The 21,926-nt window shown below is 34.8% G+C and carries 17 protein-coding genes and 1 CRISPR repeat array; of the genes, 12 read left to right on the top strand and 5 right to left on the bottom strand.

Annotated features, from left to right (window positions below; genetic code table 11):
• The first annotated feature begins 72 nt into the window (after positions 1-72).
• Both WMO42_RS07100 and WMO42_RS07095 read left to right on the top strand, forming a co-directional pair.
• Positions 73-942 carry a YhfC family glutamic-type intramembrane protease gene (locus WMO42_RS07100; protein ID WP_022501486.1) on the top strand — a complete coding sequence of 290 codons (870 nt, stop codon included), beginning with the start codon at positions 73-75 and terminating at the stop codon, positions 940-942.
• Positions 935-3,286 (top strand): HAD-IC family P-type ATPase, encoded by a 2,352-nt coding sequence (locus tag WMO42_RS07095; protein ID WP_022501485.1) that lies wholly within the window; start codon positions 935-937, stop codon positions 3,284-3,286. Before WMO42_RS07100 ends, WMO42_RS07095 begins: the two co-directional genes overlap by 8 nt.
• A 174-nt stretch (positions 3,287-3,460) precedes the next feature.
• On the opposite strand, the gene WMO42_RS07090 is transcribed toward WMO42_RS07095, so the two are convergent.
• On the bottom strand, positions 3,461-4,456 hold the full coding sequence (locus WMO42_RS07090) for an ABC transporter substrate-binding protein (protein ID WP_349191925.1): 996 nt from the start codon (positions 4,454-4,456) through the stop codon (positions 3,461-3,463).
• Between the two features lie 197 nt (positions 4,457-4,653).
• Here WMO42_RS07090 and WMO42_RS07085 point away from each other — a divergent pair, with 197 nt between their 5' ends.
• From WMO42_RS07085 to WMO42_RS07075, 3 genes are all read left to right on the top strand, one after another.
• Positions 4,654-6,063 (top strand): methyl-accepting chemotaxis protein, encoded by a 1,410-nt coding sequence (locus WMO42_RS07085; RefSeq protein ID WP_349191888.1) that lies wholly within the window; start codon positions 4,654-4,656, stop codon positions 6,061-6,063.
• A 365-nt stretch (positions 6,064-6,428) separates the two neighbouring features.
• On the top strand, positions 6,429-8,072 hold the full coding sequence (locus WMO42_RS07080; RefSeq protein WP_022501482.1) for a putative manganese-dependent inorganic diphosphatase: 1,644 nt from the start codon (positions 6,429-6,431) through the stop codon (positions 8,070-8,072).
• 245 nt (positions 8,073-8,317) lie between these two features.
• On the top strand, positions 8,318-9,190 hold the full coding sequence (locus tag WMO42_RS07075) for a methionyl aminopeptidase (RefSeq protein ID WP_022501481.1): 873 nt from the start codon (positions 8,318-8,320) through the stop codon (positions 9,188-9,190).
• A gap of 290 nt (positions 9,191-9,480) precedes the next feature.
• On the opposite strand, the gene WMO42_RS07070 is transcribed toward WMO42_RS07075, so the two are convergent.
• The 3 genes from WMO42_RS07070 to WMO42_RS07060 are packed head-to-tail and all read right to left on the bottom strand — an operon-like array spanning position 9,481 to position 10,680.
• Entirely contained in the window at positions 9,481-10,101 is a 621-nt protein-coding gene (locus WMO42_RS07070; RefSeq protein WP_349191886.1) for a manganese catalase family protein, read from the bottom strand.
• Position 10,102: 1 nt separating this feature from the next.
• Positions 10,103-10,540 (bottom strand): spore coat protein CotJB, encoded by a 438-nt coding sequence (locus WMO42_RS07065; protein WP_055306763.1) that lies wholly within the window; start codon positions 10,538-10,540, stop codon positions 10,103-10,105.
• Positions 10,537-10,680, bottom strand: coding sequence for a spore coat associated protein CotJA (locus tag WMO42_RS07060; RefSeq protein WP_242858646.1), 144 nt, complete (start codon positions 10,678-10,680; stop codon positions 10,537-10,539). The genes WMO42_RS07065 and WMO42_RS07060 overlap by 4 nt, the downstream gene beginning before the upstream one ends.
• Before the next feature lie 446 nt (positions 10,681-11,126).
• On the opposite strand from WMO42_RS07060, the gene cas12a reads away from it, so the two are divergent.
• The 4 genes from cas12a to WMO42_RS07040 all read left to right on the top strand — a co-directional run bounded on the left by cas12a (position 11,127) and on the right by WMO42_RS07040 (position 17,142).
• The gene (gene cas12a, locus WMO42_RS07055) at positions 11,127-15,044 is read left to right on the top strand and encodes a type V CRISPR-associated protein Cas12a/Cpf1 (RefSeq protein WP_349191884.1); all 3,918 of its coding nucleotides are present in this window, start codon (positions 11,127-11,129) and stop codon (positions 15,042-15,044) included.
• 93 nt (positions 15,045-15,137) lie between these two features.
• Positions 15,138-15,587, top strand: a complete 450-nt coding sequence (gene cas1, locus WMO42_RS07050; protein WP_349191882.1) for a CRISPR-associated endonuclease Cas1 — start codon at positions 15,138-15,140, stop codon at positions 15,585-15,587.
• 16 nt (positions 15,588-15,603) lie between these two features.
• Positions 15,604-15,879: a CRISPR-associated endonuclease Cas2 gene (cas2, locus tag WMO42_RS07045; protein WP_055176361.1), complete on the top strand. Its 276-nt coding sequence runs from the start codon at positions 15,604-15,606 to the stop codon at positions 15,877-15,879.
• A 138-nt stretch (positions 15,880-16,017) separates the two neighbouring features.
• Positions 16,018-16,354: a CRISPR direct-repeat array (repeat unit 26 nt; unit sequence GTTAAGTAACCTAAATAATTTCTACT).
• Between the two features lie 74 nt (positions 16,355-16,428).
• Positions 16,429-17,142 (top strand): DUF6062 family protein, encoded by a 714-nt coding sequence (locus tag WMO42_RS07040; RefSeq protein WP_349191881.1) that lies wholly within the window; start codon positions 16,429-16,431, stop codon positions 17,140-17,142.
• A 252-nt stretch (positions 17,143-17,394) separates the two neighbouring features.
• On the opposite strand, the gene WMO42_RS07035 is transcribed toward WMO42_RS07040, so the two are convergent.
• Positions 17,395-18,492: a transglutaminase domain-containing protein gene (locus WMO42_RS07035; RefSeq protein ID WP_349153535.1), complete on the bottom strand. Its 1,098-nt coding sequence runs from the start codon at positions 18,490-18,492 to the stop codon at positions 17,395-17,397.
• Between the two features lie 196 nt (positions 18,493-18,688).
• Between WMO42_RS07035 and WMO42_RS07030 the strand changes: the two genes are divergently transcribed.
• The 3 genes from WMO42_RS07030 to groL all read left to right on the top strand — a co-directional run bounded on the left by WMO42_RS07030 (position 18,689) and on the right by groL (position 21,751).
• A complete protein-coding gene (locus WMO42_RS07030) occupies positions 18,689-19,567 on the top strand; it encodes a DNA glycosylase (protein ID WP_349191879.1) in 879 nt (292 codons plus the stop codon).
• 175 nt (positions 19,568-19,742) lie between these two features.
• Positions 19,743-20,030 (top strand): co-chaperone GroES, encoded by a 288-nt coding sequence (locus WMO42_RS07025; protein ID WP_022207095.1) that lies wholly within the window; start codon positions 19,743-19,745, stop codon positions 20,028-20,030.
• Between the two features lie 95 nt (positions 20,031-20,125).
• On the top strand, positions 20,126-21,751 hold the full coding sequence (groL, locus tag WMO42_RS07020; RefSeq protein ID WP_022501568.1) for a chaperonin GroEL: 1,626 nt from the start codon (positions 20,126-20,128) through the stop codon (positions 21,749-21,751).
• The last annotated feature ends 175 nt before the right edge of the window (positions 21,752-21,926 follow it).

Raw genomic sequence — 21,926 nt, 5'->3', positions numbered from 1 at the left:
TCTTTTGTATATATTGGAGATGATTATTATAATTTTTTTTATATATAGTTAATTGTATAGGAAGTGCATTGTATGTTAGAATTAATAACAGATAAATATTACGGAGGAATTATTGTGGAAGAATATGGTATCAGTTTAGAAAATGGAATACCTGCAGGAGCAGAGAATATGCTGTCAGCAGGCGGAATTCTTTTATTATCGGCATTTATAGTGCTTACTATAGTTGTCATTAAAAGGTGGAATGGACGTTTTGTTAATGTGCTGGCTGGTGCATTTGCATACTCAATATTTGTATTTATATGCTGTAACCTGATTATGTCAGCACTTGCACTTATCCCATCAATAGATGAAGCATTTACTAATAACAGTACAGCATATACAGTTGTATATTCAATTCTTGCGGCTGTTGCAATGACATTTGCAAGATATGTATTGTGCAGGTTTATGAATGGGAGATTTGAAAGAAAAGGTGATATATATTTATCAGGTATAGGTCTTGCTTTAGGTGATGGAGTTCTATATGGACTTACAGTCATATCTACAATGTCAATAGCCACAGCTATTAACAATGAGGGGATTGATGCAATGATGGCAGGACTTACACAGAATGATACAGAAACATTTTACCAGACACTTGGTAATCTTGTTAATGCACCATCATATTTGTGGTTATTAATGGGAATAGCCTTCACACTTGATGTTATTCTTTCTATAGCACTCAGTGCTGCTATACAGGCATATGTTAAGGGTGTGGCTTCTTATATGACAGGCTGTTATGTTGCAATAATACAGTTTGCAAGTTATATATCATTCCAGATATTTGATTACAGTTCGCCAGTATCAATAATAGTCTGCTTTGTTATTAAGATGGTTATAGATATTGCGGCAATAGCATATGTGTTCAAGGTTGTTGTCAGGGAGATGAATTACGCTAATGACTGATATAGTAACTGGTTTAACAACAGAAGAGGTAAATAAATTAAAAGAGCAGGGTTTAGATAATATTCCTGTAGGCAATCAGTCTAAGACAATAGGACAGATAATCGCAGGAAATGTATTTACATATTTTAACTTTGTATTTGCGGTATTTGCAGCACTTTTAATTCTTGTAAGGTCATATATTAATATGACCTTTTTGCCTATTATATTGCTTAATACTATACTTGGTATAGTACAGGAAATAAAAGCCAAGATAGTATTAGACAGGCTTACTGTTGTTAATGCCCCTAGAACTAAGGTTATAAGGGACAGTGCTGTATCAGAGGTCGATTCAGTTACACTTGTTAAAGGCGATGTATGTATATTCACAGCAGGCAACCAGCTCAGTGCCGATGCCATACTTGCAGAGGGCTGTGTCAGAGTTAATGAGGCGATGGTAACAGGTGAATCTGACGAAGTTATTAAAAATAAAGGAGACATATTATTATCAGGAAGTTATATTGTATCAGGAGAATGTAAGGCAGTTCTTACGCAAGTAGGCCATAAGGCGTATGCGGCAAGACTGGCATTGGAAGCCAAGGCAGGGCGTAAGAAAAAAAAGACCGATATGATGAAATCTTTGGATAATCTTGTCAAAATAATTGGAGTTGTAATAGTTCCACTTGGAATTATTATGTATGTGCAGAGCCATTTCTTTCTTGGGCATACTATAAAGAATAGTGTTGTATCTATGGTTGCCTCACTGGTAGGAATGATTCCGGAAGGTCTGTATCTGCTTGCCAGCGTGGCTTTAGTAGTCAGTGTCAAGAAGCTAGCCAGGAGCAATGTATTAGTACATGAGATGAATTGTGTGGAGACACTTGCAAGGGTTAATGTGTTGTGCGTTGATAAGACAGGTACAATTACAAGACCGGATATGTCTGTAAGTGATGTTGTATTTTTAAAGGACAATGTAGGAAAGCTTATTGCAGGAGTTGCCGGCAATATGGATGATGATAATGAAACGATGAAAGCGATAAAGAATTATTACCATATTACGGGCAGGGATAATAGTGCAGAGAGAGTATACTCATTTTCTTCACAGAACAAATACAGCGGAGCAGTATTAGATGGCAGATGTTATATATTCGGTGCACCTGAATATGTACTGCTTGATACATATGCAGAATATGAGGATATATTTGAAAGATATTCAGGACACGGAGAAAGAATACTTGTATTTGGCGAGTGTGCGGGTGACCCTTGCGGTAATATTATAGAAGAAGCGGTTAATCCTTATGCTTTTATAATATTGGAGAATGAGATAAGGGATACAGCCAAAGAAACATTTGGATACTTTGCTTCGCAAGGTGTGGATATAGTTGTTATATCCGGAGATAATCCGGTCACAGCTTCAAAGGTGGCTGTGAGGGCAGGAATTAACAATGCAGAGAATTATATAGATGCAACGACACTTAAGAGCAGACAGGATATAAGGGAAGCGATAACTAAGTATACTGTATTTGGAAGAGTTGTTCCAAGCCAGAAGAAGGAGATTATAGAAGCCTATAAAGAAAGCGGCAAGGTTGTAGCTATGACAGGAGATGGAGTTAATGATGTGCTAGCGTTAAAATGTGCTGACTGTAGTGTGGCTATGGCATCGGGAAGCGAGGCAGCAAGCAATGCGGCACAGGTAGTTCTTTTAGACTCAGATTTTTCCAAAATGCCTCAGGTTGTGCTTGAGGGCAGGCGTGTGGTTAATAATATACAGAGGTCAGCTTCTCTATTTCTTGTTAAAAATATATTCTCGATATTAACGACAATATTTACACTTATAGCGGCTAACCTTTATCCGCTTTATCCAACTCAATTGTCACTGCTTGGAGCATTTACAATTGGAACACCGGCATTCTTTCTGGCATTACAGCCTAATAAGAATATAATACGTGGGGATTTCCTTACGAATGTCATTATAAAGGCACTGCCCGCAGGAATAACTGATTTTATTATGCTGGCGGTGATATCGATACATGGTGCAGTTATTGGAATGAGCAATGAGCAGATATCAACAGTTGCAATAATAGTACTTCTTATAATCGGAATGATGTCACTTATAAGAATATGCAGGCCATTTGACTGGCTGAGGGCATTGGTATGTATTGCGATGGGGGTTGGAATTGCAATATGTCTATTATTCTTTAAGAAGATATTTGCAATCGCAGCTATCAATATGGTAATGCTTAATATGATTATTGTGTATGCAGTTGTTGCAGTTGGACTGTTTGTACTGATGTGCAGGATTGTAGGCACAGTAATAGAATATATTGAAGGTCATAGCAGAAGATTTAGAAAGCTTCTTAAGGGGTAGCTGCAAGATTTATAAAGATTGGTGGAGCTCTTGGTTGTATCGGATTGAATATATAAAATGTATATAATATGCAAAGATATATAATATGCAAAAGATATATAATGTATAAAATGTATGGATTATGCCGCTGTGGCTGGATTATAATCCATACATTTTTAATTTTAAAAGGCAGATTTATTTTCCAGCCGCCTTTTTAGAATAGTCAGTTGTTACAAGCTTTTCATAAGGCACATCACTGCCAAGCTCGCCAGACTGCTTTAATATGTCTTTAAGAAGCTCAAAGCTTTTCTTTTCAAAGATAGTGTCGCCCTTCCATGTATCCTGCGTCTTGTAACGGTCAACAATGGTTGTTATAGTATCAAGGTCGGTTTCAGGAAACTGTGGAGCGATAACTTCTGCGATTTCACTGCTGGTGTGGGAATTGACGTAGTCAAGGCCTTTCTGGATAGCGTTAGTAAAGCCTTGGATTACATCAGGGTGTTTTTCAATAAAGCTTTTGTTAGCACAGTAGGCAGTATAAGGAACATATCCGCTGTCAGTACCAAGAGAAGCTACTACATAGCCTTCCTTCCGCTGTTCAAGGAGCGTTGCAGAAGGCTCAAATTCTACAGTGTAATCAGCTATTCCTGATGTGAAAGCGGCTGCTGTAGAACCAAAGTCAACATTTTGAAGTATTGTAAGGTCATCTACAGGAGATATTCCATTTTTCTTAAGGATATATTCGAAAAGCATCTGAGGCATACCACCGGCTCTGCCACCAAGAACTGTCCTGCCTTTAAGATTATCCCATTTAAAATCAGTTTCATTATCGCGGGATACAAGAAAATTGCCTGCACGTTGGGTAAGTTGGGCGAAGTTGACAGCGTAGTCAGTAGAACCTTCCTGATATACATATATAGAACTTTCTGAACCCATAAAACCGATATCAGCTTCTTTTGATACAAGAGCGGTCATTACCTTATCAGCACCAAAGCCTGTGACAAGATTAAGGTCAATGCTCTCATCTTCAAAATATCCAAGCTCAATAGATACATATTGTGGTGCGTAGAATATAGAATGGGCAACCTCGCTGAGTGTAATCTTAACTGTAGAATTATCGGTATCTTTTCTGCACGCAAATGCACTCATTATCATCATTACACATAACAGCATAGCAATGACACGTTTGATTGTCTTCAATAAAATCCTCCATTCTAAATGTATAAAACACATTTTTATCTGTTCAATAATTATATTATTCAGATGAATTAATATATGTGATTAAATCTGTGAAAAATGTTAAAAAAGCTAATTATTTAGTTGGCTAAATATATTAAATATGTTAAAATAAACTATAAAAAGTAGCAATGAATGGAGGTCGTTTTGTTATGTTTGGAAAAAATAGAACAGCACAAGACACATTAGGCAATGACAGAGAATTATTATTGCAGGCTATGGATAAGATAATAGCCGGCGATTTCAGTGAGGTCTCTGCTGAAGGTTTTAGAGATCCTATATATGCAGAAAAGCTTAACCAGATGATTGGTGCATATAAGAAAGCTAATAATAATTATATTATGAGACTTAATGAGGCAATGCAGTCTATAGGAGATAATTCATATGTTAAGAATATGCTTGATCAGGTGTATACACAACAGCAGTCTATAACAGATATGAATTCTTCAAGCCAGATACTTAAGGAGTCAATTGGTAATATTTCAGACGCAATGGGTGAGATTCGTGATAATACCCACGATATGTTACAGGTGTCACAGAGTAGTGCTGCTAATATGAACGACAGTATAACAGTCGTTAATGAATCATCACAGAAGATAGCAGATATTAATAACCAGGTTAATGCATTCCACGAGAAGATTAATAAGATCGGCGAGATTGTTGATATCGTTAAGAAGGTAGCAAGCCAGAGTAATCTTCTTGCACTTAATGCTTCAATTGAGGCTGCAAGAGCAGGTGAAGCAGGAAAGGGCTTTGCAGTAGTTGCTGATCAGGTAAGACAACTTTCAAGCAATACATCTGAGTCGGCAGAAGATATTGTTAAATATGTCAATGAACTTAAGCAGGATATTGAAGTGCTTGCTAATTCAATGAATGAGACAACGGTCAAGTTATCAGAAGGTAATGAAAAGGTAGAGATATCATTAAGAGATATTGAGCGAATGAATGAACAGATGGTAGCAATCAATGCTTCTGTAGAAAGCATTTTCAATGACATTGACAGACAGTCAGAGACAACAACAGAATTTACTAATCAGGTACAGACAATAGCAGATTCTTACGGAATGCTGACTAAGGAATGTACAGAGACTGGTACCCATATATTCAAGATAGGAAGATACATAGATACCTGCCGAAGCGATATGTTCAGGGAAGCTGGTAAAGTAACAACTCAGGATATGTTAAAAATATTCGAGATTGACCACTTTATTGTTATGTGGAGAGTGTATAACAATGCCGCAGATTTCGAGAGATTAAAGATAACACAGCTTAACAATCAAGACAGTTGTAAGCTTGGTAAGTGGATGCATGCACAGACAGATCCTAAGATTACAGGAAGTCAGGAATTCAAGAAGCTTGATTCTGCACACAGACTTGTTCACAAGTATGCTTGTGATTCTTGGATGGCTAAGGATAAGGGAGATGCTGCTGCAGCTATTGCGGCATTTGAAAAGTGCCGTGAAGCTTATGGAGAATTCAAGAAGGCTATCGGTGAGATGAGGAGCTATATGAGAACAATTGGATATACAGATGAGACTAAGATAGTTATCTTCAGGAATTAGTTAAATATAATCACAGATTATAAGATAAGCTGGAATTTACATAGCTGTCTTTAATGCAGGATATGCCTTAAGGATATAAGCTTGTAGAATTCCAGCTTTTTTTATTTATAAAATTTAATTATTTATATACTATTTATATATGGGATTTAATTAACAAAATTTAACCACATATATAATGGATTTTAATAATAAAACTCAATCATCTATATACTGGACTTTTTAATAATAAGAGTTCATAATATAAGTTATGAATAAATAATGATATATTCGTGATTACTATGACAAGCAGGTATGCATTAAGACTGCCTGTTGTCCCTTCGCAATACAGCAATGTTGTATTAAATTGCGTAAGAATGGAGATTGTTATGAGAGAGGTATATGTAATAGGACATAAGAACCCGGATACAGATTCGGTGTGCTCAGCAATATGCTATTCCAGACTGAAAAATCTGATTACTGGAAGTGAGGATTATATTCCTAAAAGAGCAGGACATCTTAACGAAGAAACTCAGTATGTTCTTGAAAAATGTGGTGTAAAACCTCCTGCATATATTAAAGATGTTAGACCTCAGGTAAGAGATATTGATGTCAGGAAGATAAGTGGAATATCGGAAGATCTTTCAGTAAGAAATGCGTGGAAATTAATGAAAGAAAGAGGTGTTGAGACACTTCCTATCATTGAAGATGATAAGCTGAAAGGACTTGTTACAATCAGTGATGTTGCTAAGTCATATTTTGAAATGTATGACAGTGATATATTATCTGTTTCAGGCACAAGTCTCAGTAATATCGTGGATACCCTTAAGGGCGAAGTTATAACTGGTGATATAGATAAGCATTTTAATAAGGGGAAGATGATTATTGCTGCCGCCAATCCTGATATGATGGAAAATATGATTGAAGAGGGTGATTTTGTAATTCTTGGCAATAGATATGAGTCACAATTATGTGCTATTGAGATGGAGGCGGGATGTCTTATAATATGTGAGGGTGCAAAGGTATCAAGCACAATAACCAAGATAGCTGCACAGCATAATTGTGTTATAATATCGACAGCGTATGATACATATACAGTTGCAAGACTTATTAATCAGGCCATTCCTGTAAGTTTCTTTATGAAGCAGGAAGCACTTATTAAGTTCAAGCTAAACGATTTTATTGAAGATATACAGGATATAATGGCTAAGAAGCGTTACAGGGATTTCCCAATTGAGGACGATACAGGCAGATATGTCGGTATGATTTCAAGAAGAAATATTATTAAGACCGATAAGAAGAAGATAATTCTTGTAGACCATAATGAAAAAAATCAGGCTGTATTTGGTATTGAGGATACTGATATATTAGAGATAATAGATCATCACAGACTTGGCTGCATACAGACGATAACACCTGTATTTTTCAGAAATCAGCCGCTTGGCTGTACTGCAACAATAATATATCAGATGTACTGTGAGCATAATATAGATATTGATAAGACGACAGCCGCACTGTTATGTTCGGCAATAATATCAGATACGCTTATATTAAAATCACCAACCTGCACACACTATGATGTTGATGCCTGTCAGGTATTAGCTGATATAGCTGGTATTGATATAGAAGAATACGGCAGGGAAATGTTCAGGGCAGGAAGTAATCTTTCCGACAAATCAGAAGAAGAGATATTCTATAGGGATTACAAGAAGTTCTCAATTGGAGAGATAACTGTAGGTGTTGGACAAGTAAATTGTATGAGTCAGGAAGAGATAGAGGGGCTTATTAAGAAAGAAGCTTCTTATATCACAAGTGTTACGGATAAGTCAGATGAGATAAATATTGCATATCTTCTTCTGACAGATGTAATGAAAGAGACATCTTATGTTATGTTATCAGGTAAGAATGCTGAACAGGTGCTTATGCAGGCATTTAACCTTGATGAGATAACCAACAATTATGTAATACTTCCTGGTGTTGTTTCGCGTAAAAAGCAGTTCCTGCCAGCTATAGTTGAGGTATTACAGCAATAATGTGAAGGTGAGGATATATAGCAGTAATTAGTAATTTGCAGGTATAGTTGATGTAGATATATAGTGGTAATGCACAGGTATAGCTGATGTAAATATATAGCAGTAATTAGTAATTTGCAGGTATAGCTGATGCAGATATAATGTGGTATTGCATATGTATAACAGTATTATAAATTGGTATTGTATATATAGTAATATTACAGATTATAAAGTGTATATATGCACAGAAATGAGGAGTAACAACAATGAAGAAGTTAATGAGAAATGACCCTTGCTGGTGTGGCAGTAAAAAGCCTTATTGTGAATGCCATATGGATTTTGATAAGAAAATTGAAATGTACAGAAAGAAATTCCACAAAGTTCCGCCAAGAAGCATTATAAAGAATGAAGAACAGCTTCAGGGTATGAGAGAGAGCAGTAAGATTAATATTGCTGTACTTGATTATGTAGCTGAGAACATTAAAGTGGGTATGACAACACAGGAAATTGATGAGATGGTGTATGAAAAGACAACAGCTATGGGTGGAATTCCAGCACCTCTTAATTATGAAGGATTTCCAAAGAGTGTGTGTACATCTATTAACAATGAAGTATGTCACGGTATTCCATCATCTAATATAGTATTAGCAGATGGTGATATCGTAAATGTTGACTGCTCAACAATTCTTAATGGCTATTTTTCAGATTCTTCAAGAATGTTCTGTTTAGGAAATGTTGCACCAGAGCATAAGAAGCTTGTAGATGTTGCAAAGGAATGTGTGGAGCTTGGACTTGCACAGGTTAAGCCCTGGGGACATCTGGGGGATGTTGCAGATGCAATAAGCAAGCACGCCAAGGAAAATGGATATTCAGTGGTTCGTGAAGTGGGCGGACACGGAATTGGTCTTGAATTCCACGAAACACCATTTGTCAGTTATGTTATTAAGAAGGGAACAGGTATGGTTATGGCACCCGGTATGGTATTCACTATTGAGCCAATGATTAATGCCGGTTACCCGGATGTATATGTTGATGATGACAATGGCTGGACAATATACACAGAAGATGATTCATATTCAGCACAGTGGGAAATAATGGTTCACGTTACTGATGATGGATATGAGGTTATGACATACTAATTAAGAATATATAATTATTATTTGATACAAATTATTATTGGATATAGAAGCTATCTGATGTGGAAGAATTCGTATGGTTCACACGCAGCTTGTATAGACAGGAAATATAAGGAAGATACAGGAGAGCGTACACCTGCCAGACAGCTTTATATATTAATAAAGGGGCTGCCGCACTAAGAAATGTATATATTATATAGATTGATAGTTAAGTCGGTATATCTATATAGTTATATTTTCTTATTGCGACAGTCCAATTTTATGCTATAGGCTATGATTTCATATTGGCATAATTATTTCTTGATACAATTGCAGTTTTTATCAAATTCAGGATTGTATAGATAGTAATTATTACAGTCAAGCTTGCTCTGTATTATAGATAAGGCTTCACCAAAACGTTGGAAGTGGACGATTTCACGCTCTCTTAAGAATTTAAGCGGGTCGAGAACATCGGGGTCATCTTTGGCAAGCCTTATAAGGTTATCGTAAGTTGTGCGTGCCTTTTGTTCTGCCGCCATATCTTCAACGATATCTGTTATAGAATCACCCTTTGACTGGAATTCGCACGCATTAAATGGAATACCACCTGCCGCCTGAGGCCACACTGCTGATGTATGGTCTACATAGTAGGTTTCAAAAGGAGTTCCTTTAATCTGTTCCATTGTAAGGTTTCTTGTGAGCTGGTGAACCATTGTGCTAATCATTTCAAAATGCCCCAGCTCCTCAGTGCCGATATCTGTAAGCAGCCCGGCAACTTCCCTGTATGGCATAGAATATCTTTGCGAGATGTAACGCATAGAAGCACCAAGCTCGCCGTCCGGGCCACCATATTGACTTATTATCATAGCCGCCAGAGTAGGGTTCGTCTGTTTTATTTTAATAGGGTATTCAAGTCGCTTTTCATAATTCCACATATCAGCAGCCCTCCATTTCCCAAGGCATTGGAGTTGCTACCCACATCCAGTAATTGTCGTTGGAAATGTGTAATTTATCGAGAGGTCCATAATAATCTGCGTACTGTGTCATATAATCGCAGTATTTATCTTTAATCTGTGCATAATATTCAATTGCTTCAAGGTCATCGGGGTGAGTATCAAGGTAGAGATTGACTTCTGTTAGTACAAATCCCAGTTCATAAATATTCTGCATAAGCCCACGTTTGTCGGCTGTTAAAGTACAACTGGACTGTCGGGTTGGAGTGAGGGTACTGTTGGAATTGCCGCTGTTGCACAGATTGTTATTGTAATTGCGGTTGTTATTGCAGCTATTATTAGAATAGCCATTATTGCAATTCTGCTGGCAATTGCAGGAAGACCTCTGGTTCATAGATGGCTGGTTAGTCATATTATTCATACTCTGCCTCCTGCAAAAGGTTTGGATAATACAGGAAATAAAGTTCCACATTTAAGGGCTTTGCAAGGGTCATACAAATCTCCCCATTTCTGCCACGGTACATAACACATAGCAATCGCCCACGTATTCTGCATTTTCATAATCGAAAAAAACTCCATATATTAAACTTATTAGTATTATATGTGGAAAATGACTTGATGCTACTATATGTAATTATATTGAATTTGACATATAATATGAGATTAAATATAATATTTGCATAACCTAACGGTAACAAAAGTGATAATAGAGCTGGATATAATAGAATTCGGCTAATTGTAGATTGATAGAGATACATTAATTGTATGCGGCTATGCTATAGGAGTAATTTCTACTGATTGTAGATTAAAGAGGTTAGGTTGTTAAATAACACGAAAGTGTTATTTTTTTAATTTACAAATAAAACAATTTAACACCTCTTTACAAAAAATACGAAGGGTGTTATTGTAAAAATATAAATGGCACTATTGTAATAATCAGAAATAATATATTTTTAAGCAATTATATATTCATTAATATTTATTAAGAAATCAGAGGAGGTACATCAATGAACAAAGCAGCAGACAATTATACAGGTGGTAATTACGATGAATTTATAGCGTTATCCAAAGTACAGAAGACTTTAAGAAATGAACTAAAGCCAACTCCATTTACAGCAGAACATATCAAGCAGAGGGGAATTATCTCAGAGGATGAATATAGAGCACAACAGAGTCTGGAGTTAAAGAAGATAGCTGATGAATATTATAGGAATTATATTACACACAAGTTAAATGACATCAATAATCTGGATTTTTATAATTTATTTGATGCAATAGAAGAAAAATATAAGAAGAATGATAAAGACAACAGAGATAAGCTGGATTTGGTGGAAAAATCAAAGCGAGGAGAGATAGCTAAAATGTTATCAGCAGATGATAATTTTAAATCAATGTTTGAAGCCAAATTGATAACAAAGCTTCTTCCTGATTATGTGGAACGTAATTATACAGGTGAGGATAAGGAGAAAGCACTTGAAACACTTGCCCTTTTTAAAGGCTTTACTACATATTTTAAAGGTTATTTTAAAACAAGAAAGAATATGTTTAGTGGAGAAGGAGGGGCTTCTTCTATATGCCATAGAATTGTTAATGTTAATGCTTCGATATTTTACGATAATTTGAAGACATTTATGCGCATACAGGAAAAAGCAGGAGATGAAATAGCGTTAATTGAAGAAGAATTAACAGAGAAGCTTGATGGCTGGAGGTTAGAGCATATCTTTTCCAGAGATTATTATAACGAAGTTCTGGCACAGAAGGGGATAGATTACTACAATCAGATATGTGGAGATATTAATAAGCATATGAATTTATACTGCCAGCAGAATAAGTTTAAAGCTAATATTTTTAAGATGATGAAGCTTCAAAAGCAGATAATGGGTATATCAGAAAAGGTATTTGAAATTCCTCCAATGTATCAGAATGATGAAGAAGTGTATGCTTCATTTAATGAATTTATTAGCAGGCTCGAAGAAGTTAAGCTGACAGACAGGCTTAGAAATATTTTGCAGAACATTAATATATATAATACAGCAAAGATTTATATTAATGCCAGATATTATACAAATGTGTCAACTTATGTATATGGCGGTTGGGGCGTGATAGAGTCAGCTATAGAACGATATTTATGTAATACAATAGCAGGAAAAGGTCAAAGCAAAGTTAAGAAAATAGAAAATGCTAAGAAAGATAATAAATTTATGAGCGTTAAAGAACTGGATAGTATCGTGGCAGAGTATGAGCCAGATTATTTTAATGCTCCATATATTGATGATGACGATAATGCAGTTAAGGTTTTCGGTGGACAGGGTGTGCTTGGCTATTTTAATAAAATGTCGGAGCTGTTAGCAGATGTCAGCCTGTATACAATAGATTATAATTCTGATGACAGTCTTATAGAGAATAAGGAAAGTGCGCTTAGAATAAAAAAACAGCTGGATGATATAATGTCGTTATATCACTGGTTACAGACATTTATTATAGATGAAGTCGTAGAAAAAGATAACGCATTTTATGCTGAGCTGGAAGATATATGCTGTGAATTGGAAAATGTGGTAACACTGTATGACAGAATTCGCAATTATGTTACTAAGAAGCCTTACAGTACACAGAAGTTTAAGCTTAATTTTGCTTCACCAACACTTGCTGCTGGCTGGTCAAGGAGTAAGGAATTTGATAATAATGCAATAATATTGCTTAGGAACAACAAATATTATATAGCGATATTTAATGTGAATAATAAGCCTGATAAACAGATAATAAAAGGTAGTGAAGAGCAGCGATTATCGACAGATTATAAAAAAATGGTATATAATCTCCTGCCTGGTCCTAATAAGATGCTTCCTAAGGTATTTATTAAATCTGATACAGGAAAAAGAGATTATAACCCATCATCATATATATTAGAAGGATATGAGAAGAACAGGCATATCAAATCAAGTGGTAATTTTGATATTAATTACTGCCATGATTTAATAGATTATTATAAAGCGTGTATAAATAAACATCCTGAATGGAAGAATTATGGCTTTAAATTCAAGGAAACTAATCAATATAATGATATAGGGCAGTTCTATAAAGATGTTGAGAAACAGGGATATTCTATTTCATGGGCATATATAAGTGAAGAGGATATTAATAAGCTTGATGAGGAAGGAAAGATATATCTGTTTGAGATATATAATAAGGATTTGTCTGCACACAGTACTGGCAGGGATAATCTTCATACAATGTATTTAAAGAATATATTCAGTGAGGATAATCTTAAGAATATCTGCATTGAATTAAATGGTGAAGCTGAACTTTTCTATCGTAAATCCAGTATGAAAAGCAATATAACCCATAAGAAAGATACAATACTTGTTAATAAAACATATATTAATGAAACGGGTGTAAGAGTATCTTTATCTGATGAAGACTATATGAAGGTCTATAATTATTACAATAATAATTATGTTATAGATACAGAAAATGATAAAAATCTTATTGATATAATTGAAAAAATCGGACATCGCAAAAGCAAAATAGATATTGTTAAAGATAAGAGATACACAGAGGATAAATATTTTCTGTATCTTCCAATAACAATTAATTATGGAATTGAAGATGAAAATGTTAATTCCAAGATAATTGAATACATAGCCAAGCAGGATAATATGAATGTTATAGGAATAGACCGTGGAGAGAGAAATCTTATATATATTTCTGTAATTGATAATAAAGGCAATATTATAGAACAGAAATCATTTAATCTTGTCAATAATTATGACTATAAGAATAAACTTAAAAATATGGAAAAGACAAGGGATAATGCAAGAAAGAACTGGCAGGAAATAGGTAAGATTAAAGATGTTAAAAGTGGTTATCTGTCAGGCGTTATATCAGAGATAGCAAGAATGGTAATTGATTATAATGCAATAATTGTAATGGAAGATTTAAACAAAGGCTTTAAGAGAGGAAGATTTAAGGTTGAACGTCAGGTGTATCAGAAATTTGAGAATATGCTGATTAGTAAACTTAATTATCTTGTATTTAAAGAGAGAAAAGCTGATGAGAACGGAGGAATATTAAGGGGATATCAGCTTACATATATTCCTAAAAGCATAAAAAATGTTGGAAAGCAGTGCGGCTGTATATTCTATGTGCCGGCAGCTTATACATCAAAGATAGATCCAGCCACAGGATTTATTAATATATTTGATTTTAAGAAATATTCAGGCAGTGGCATTAATGCTAAAGTTAAGGATAAAAAAGAATTTCTTATGAGTATGAATTCAATCAGATATATTAATGAATGTTCAGAAGAATATGAAAAAATCGGACATAGAGAACTGTTTGCGTTTTCTTTTGATTATAATAACTTTAAAACATATAACGTAAGCAGTCCGGTAAATGAATGGACAGCCTACACATATGGGGAAAGAATTAAGAAGTTATATAAAGATGGCAGATGGTTACGTTCAGAAGTATTAAATCTTACAGAGAATTTAATTAAGCTTATGGAACAATACAATATTGAATATAAAGACGGACACGATATAAGGGAAGATATATCGCATATGGATGAAACACGAAATGCTGATTTTATATGCAGTCTGTTTGAAGAATTAAAGTATACAGTTCAGCTAAGAAATAGCAAGAGTGAAGCAGAAGATGAGAATTATGACAGACTTGTATCGCCAATTTTAAATTCGTCTAATGAATTTTACGACTCATCTGATTATATGGAAAATGAGAATAATACCACACATATAATGCCTAAAGACGCAGATGCCAATGGCGCATACTGCATAGCATTAAAAGGTTTGTATGAGATTAACAAGATTAAACAGAACTGGAGTGATGATAAGAAGTTTAAAGAAAATGAATTGTATATAAATGTTACTGAATGGCTTGATTATATTCAGAATAGAAGGTTTGAGTAGATGGAAGATTTGATATTAATTTCGAATCTCAATGATTTTATATTTTGTCCGGTTTCCATATATTTTCATAAATTATATGGAAATCAGGACAATTTGACATATTTTGATAATGTACAGTGGAATGGGAGAAAGCCAAGAATTAAAAGTGACTATGTGAATGTTGTATTAGACATAGGTTATACAATGCTTTTTAATATTGTTGATGCAATGTTGCAGGTGTATGGATTTGATACATATTATGGGGTGTTTCATAAGTGTTTCTATATGAGGAAATCATTAGTTTGCGATATAATGGAACCAATAAGACCTATTATTGACTATGAAGTGCGAAAAGCTATTAATCTAGGTCAATGTAAAATTGATGATTTTGAAAAGTATAACGAACACTGGTGTTTAAAATATAAGAATAATCCACAATATATTCAATTTTTAATGCAGGCAATTATGGAATATAAAGATGAAATATTTATGTATATACAAAGCTATTATAGATATTTTATGAAAATGAAAAGTGTATCAGAATTTCCGCAGTTTAATATATAACTAGATTGGAGGTATTATGGTAGTTGTAAGTTATGATATATCAAATGACAAATTAAGAACTAAATTTGCTAAATATCTTTCAAGATTTGGACATAGATTACAATATTCCGTGTTTGAAATTGACAACAGTGAAAAAATCGTTAATAATATAGTAAATGACTTGAAGAACAAATATGAGAAATCTTTTTCGCAAGAGGATAGTGTTATTATATTTAAACTTTCATCAAGTTGTGAAGTACTGAGGTTTGGATATGCAAAGAATGATGAGAAGGACTTTATTATAATAAGCTGAAACATTTGAGAATGCAAACCTTGACCTTAATATTTAAAATTAGATGGGTTACTTAATATAATATGTGTATATTGCATAAAAAATAATCAAAAAATGTTACTTAACAAAGGAATAATTGTATAATATGACGATATAAGCGTTAAGTAACCTAAATAATTTCTACTGTGTGTAGATGGAAATGAGATTCCATTGACAGAGGTGTTAAGTAACCTAAATAATTTCTACTGTGTGTAGATTCTGCCGCAGGTACAGTAAGTAGTAAGTTAAGTAACCTAAATAATTTCTACTGTGTGTAGATGAAGTCAAAATTACCGGTACTGCCACTGTTAAGTAACCTAAATAATTTCTACTGTGTGTAGATGCGAAAGCAATTTGCGAATAAGAGAAGTTAAGTAACCTAAATAATTTCTACTATGTGTAAATTCCGGTTCAGATTGATGACAAGACAAGTTAAGTAACCTAAATAACTTGGCTTCCCCAATATATTGAATATTCTCCCCATTCTTGCTAAAATACCACTACAAGATTAATAGAAAAGGATATCCAATTATGAAAGAAAAGATATATACAGTTCCAGTTAATGATGCGTTTGCGTTGGATAGTGAATGTCCGATTTGTTCAATGTTTGAAAAGCTGGAGAATGATGCGGTTGAGTATGCCATGGGTCCAAGCTATATGGAAGATGACATAAGAGAAAAGACTGATAAAATGGGATTTTGCAGCCGCCATATTAAGAAGATATACGAGCAGAATAACAGACTTGGTTATGCACTTGTTATGAAGACACATATGGATTATGTCATTAAGCAGATAGAAAGCTATAGTTATGATAAGGGCACTGGAAAGACACTCCTAAAAAAAGGCAAAGAGGCACAGGTATGCAGTTATATAGATGAGCTTGAAGGAAAATGCTTCGTGTGCGATAAGGTAGAAGATACCATTGAAAGATACATAGATACAGTGTTTTATATGTATAAACACGATAAAGATTTTGTAGAGAAACTTAAGAACTGCAAAGGCTTTTGTACCAGCCATTATGGACTTTTGATGAAAAGGGCGAGCGGCAAGCTTTCAGGAGCACAGTATACAGAATTCACAGAGCTTATCACTAAGCTTTATATAGATAATATGAAGAGAGTAAGAGATGATGTAGCCTGGTTTATTAATAAATTTGATCACAAATATGCCAATGAGCCATGGAAAAATGCTAAAGACTCACTTGTAAGAGCAACATTAAAAGATACAGGAGTTAATATCCAATAACATAATAATGTGTTATTTTCCGAAGAAGATAAGTTCATTATGGTATAATGAGCACAAAAGTGCTCATCTTAAAAGTTCCTTATGGAACTTTATATGTGTAGAAAAGCCGCACAAGATTTATGGTATGATATATACATTATATTAAGAAATTAATTGATATTAATAAAAGCTGATTACCCTCATTAATAAAAATGGAGATAATCAGCTTTTTGTTGATATATAAATGTAATAATTATTACATTTATATATCAATTAATAGGTAAATGTAACAGAATATAACGTGTAATTAACACGATCAATATTCTTATAAGAATAGGATAACTGCTGTCCGGTTCTTGATATTGCCTCTTTAAGATCTGCATTATAAGTTGTAGTGAATTCAATATGTGCAGTTTTATTTTTAACTGTTGAATATATGAGTTTATTTAGTTGGTTGACATTGCTTATTAAAGGTAGTTTTTTGTATCTGCAGTAGGAATATTTTGCACCACATTTTTCATAAGCGGAGTAACGGCTTCTGTCCCAAGTATGGTCGAGTGCCATATCGTCAGCACTGATATTAAAATATGAGTGGTCGATATAATCAGATGATGAGCCAACAGGGTCATCCCACGTTACATCAACGTGATACCAGTGATTATCAAGGTTGACAACATTCCATATGTGCTGCTGTCCGCCAGCCTCTCCTGAAATCGTTGCATTTTCTATTCCAAGCATATCTAACAATGTCTTAAAACATTCAGTATAGCCGCTACATACGGCAATTCCGTTGATTAATGCACTGTAGGCGTTGTAGGAAGAGTCGCCGGTATCAACATAATTGATGTTATCAACGAGATAATCGTGTATGGCAATCTCTTTTTCTATATCAGATTGATTTGGCGAAATAATCTCTTCAAGTATTTTGGTATATTTGTCATAAAGCACAAGCTGGCGTTCATTAAGATTATATGTTGACTCACTTCTGTAAGCTTTAATAATTGCAAAATTGTCCCAACATTCATAAGTTATCCGCACATTGAAACCATTTTTAATGCGCCTGTATTCACATCTTAACTGTTCTATGCCGTTAATTAATGAAAGCCATTTGTTGGCATCAATTAACTCCTCATCAGTAATGAATAATTCGCAGACATTATTATCACTATCCATACTTGCAATTATAGCCTGCACAATCTCCTCCGTTGTATCTGCGGACTGGGAAAATGCAGCCTTAGGTATTGTCATAGCTGAATTGGAAGACATATTAAACGATATTGGAATTGTACAGCCTGTCAATGCGACAGATAAAAGCACAAGTGTGAGTATAACGCAGACACGCTTATGGATAGGCTTATATAAATTTTTCATATATGTTAATAAATCTTTCTATAATAATTTAGGTTTATTACTTTGTTAAATTAAATGTAATTTGGTATTATTACATTATATATTATAATTATATTACATTATAAAATAATACACAACTGCTAGATATATGGATATTTATGGCAGTCTGATGATAAATATACCGTGCATTTTATTTTGTACAGGGAGGAGAATTAATATGAGCGATTATATTATTAACAAACCTGATGATTTTGAATTGAATGAAACACTTGAATGTGGACAGTGCTTCCATTTTAATAAGCTTGATGAAAATGATTATGTCCTTACAGCATTTGGACATATGTTACATATAATACAGACTGAAAAAGAAATTGTATTTTATGATACTGATGAGAAGCTGTATATGGATTTGTGGAGAAATTATTTCGACATAGACAGGAATTATGGTCTTATAAAGGAAAGGCTTTTAAAGAAAGATGATAAGCTTAAGGAAGCAATTGAGGCAATGTCAGGTGTCAGAATTCTTAATCAGGAATTTTTTGAGACACTTATTTCATTTATTATATCGCAGAACAAACAGATACCACATATAAAGAAGATTGTTGCAGATATTTCTGCAAAGTATGGCGATTATGCGGGTGAGGTGAAAGGTGTACCTATGTATACATTTCCTGATGTAAGGAAGTTAGCCAAAGCAGAAGTAGAGGATTTGAAGGAATTAAAGACAGGCTTTAGAGCACCTTACATATATGATGCCGTAAAATGTGTCGGCGAGGGAAAAATTAGCTATGATGAGCTTATTGCACTGGATAGTGAGCAGGGCATTGAGAAAATGTGTCAGATAAAAGGGGTTGGCAACAAGGTCGCAAGCTGTGTAAGCCTTTTTGCATTGGGTAAAAGGGACAGCTTTCCTATTGATGTGTGGATAAAAAGAATAATGGAATATCTGTATTTTGACGGAAATGATACTTCCAAAGATGTTATAGCTACATTTGCTAAGGAAAGATTTGGCGAGCTTGGCGGATATGCACAGCAGTATCTTTTCTATTATGGAAAGACCGTCAAGATGGGTGTCGCTAATAAGAATAAAAAATAAAAAAAGTATAATCAAAATGTTAAATCATTAATATATTTAGAAATAGCTGTTGACAAATTATTAGCCGGGTGCTATCTTAATTTTATTGAAATTAGCACTCGGTTGAAATGAGTGCTAACAAGCAAAAAACAAATTGCTGCCATATACATTTCAGACAGCGGAATGGAGGATATATATGAAATTAGTACCATTAGGAGACAGAGTTGTAATTAAAGCATTAGTTGCAGAAGAAACTACAAAGTCAGGTATCGTATTACCAGGACAGGCAAAGGAGAAACCATCTCAGGCAGAGGTAGTTGCAGTTGGACCTGGCGGGGTTGTTGATGGCAAGGAAGTTACAATGCAGGTTAAGCCTGGTGATAAGGTAATATATTCTAAGTATGCTGGAACAGAAGTTAAGCTTGATGATGAAGAATACATCGTTGTAAAGCAGAATGATATTCTTGCGGTAATCGAGGACTAATCAGATACAGCCAGTTTACTGGCGGATATATGAAAAGTGATAGTTAGTTGATATCAGATATATTTTTATTACAGATAATAATGGAGGTAATAGCAATGGCAAAGGAAATTAAGTACGGAATTGAAGCAAGAAAAGCTCTTGAAGAGGGTGTTAATAAATTAGCTAATACTGTAAGGGTTACAATCGGACCAAAGGGACGTAACGTAGTTCTTGATAAATCATATGGTGCACCACTTATCACTAACGATGGTGTTACAATCGCTAAGGATATCGAACTTGAAGATGCATTTGAGAATATGGGTGCCCAGCTTGTAAAGGAAGTTGCTACTAAGACTAATGATGTAGCAGGTGATGGTACAACAACAGCTACAGTTCTTGCACAGGCTATGGTTAATGCAGGTATGAAGAACTTAGCAGCAGGTGCTAACCCAATCATCTTAAGAAAAGGTATGAAGAAGGCTACTGATTGTGCAGTTGAAGCTATTGCACATATGAGCGAGAAGGTTACAGGAAAAGACCAGATTGCAAAGGTTGCATCTATCTCAGCTGGTGATGAAGAAGTAGGTCAGATGGTAGCTGATGCTATGGAAAAGGTTTCTAATGATGGTGTTATCACAATCGAAGAATCTAAGACAATGAAGACAGAACTTGATCTTGTAGAAGGTATGCAGTTCGATAGAGGATATATTTCAGCATATATGGCAACGGATATGGATAAGATGGAAGCTAACCTTGATAACCCATATATCCTTATCACAGATAAGAAGATTTCTAATATTCAGGAAATCTTACCAGTTCTTGAACAGATAGTCCAGAGCGGTGCTAAGCTTCTTATCATTGCAGAAGATGTTGAAGGTGAAGCTCTTACGACACTTATCGTTAATAAGTTAAGAGGTACATTCAATGTTGTAGCTGTCAAAGCACCTGGATATGGTGACAGACGTAAGGAAATGCTTAAGGATATCGCTATTCTTACAGGTGGTCAGGTTATTTCAGAAGAACTTGGCCTTGAACTTAAGGATACAACAATGGATATGCTTGGTAGAGCTAAGTCAGTTAAGGTTCAGAAAGAAAATACAGTTATCGTTGACGGCGAAGGTGCTAAGGAAGATATCGAAGCAAGAGTTGCACAGATTCGTGCACAGCTTGAAGAAACAACATCTGACTTTGATAAGGAAAAGTTACAGGAAAGACTTGCTAAGCTTGCAGGCGGCGTAGCTGTTATCAGAGTTGGTGCTGCAACAGAAACAGAGATGAAGGAAGCTAAGCTTCGTATGGAAGATGCCCTTAATGCAACAAGAGCTGCTGTAGAAGAAGGCGTTATCTCAGGTGGTGGTTCTGCTTATATCCACGCTTCTAAGAAGGTTGCAGAACTTGCTGCTACACTCAGTGGTGATGAGAAGACAGGTGCAGAGATTATTCTTAAGGCACTTGAAGCTCCTTTATACCACATTGCTCACAATGCAGGTCTTGAAGGTGCAGTTATCATCAACAAAGTAAGAGAGTCAGAAGTAGGAACAGGTTACGATGCTCTTAATGATGAATACGTTAATATGATTGATGCTGGTATTCTTGACCCAGCTAAGGTTACAAGAAGTGCATTACAGAATGCTACAAGTGTAGCTTCAACACTCCTTACAACAGAGTCAGTTGTAGCTGATATCAAAGAAGATACACCAGCAATGCCAGCAGGAGCTGCCGGTATGGGCGGAATGATGTAATAAGTAATAATTTGCTATACATCAGCAAGTTGATAAAATAAATTTAACACTTACATCATATTAAAAAAGTCCCTTTGTTTATGTTTTATATTCATAAACAAGGGGGCTTTTTGTTGTGCAATATAAAAGGAATGTGTTATGCTATCAAGGTTATTAAGTGAATTGCAGCAGATTG

The organism is Lachnospira sp. CLA-JM-H23, from assembly GCF_040096425.1.
GTDB classification, from domain to species: Bacteria; Bacillota; Clostridia; order Lachnospirales; family Lachnospiraceae; genus Lachnospira; species Lachnospira rogosae.
The sequence above is the reverse complement of the archived record's forward strand: the minus strand, read 5'-3'. Positions and strand labels throughout refer to the sequence as shown.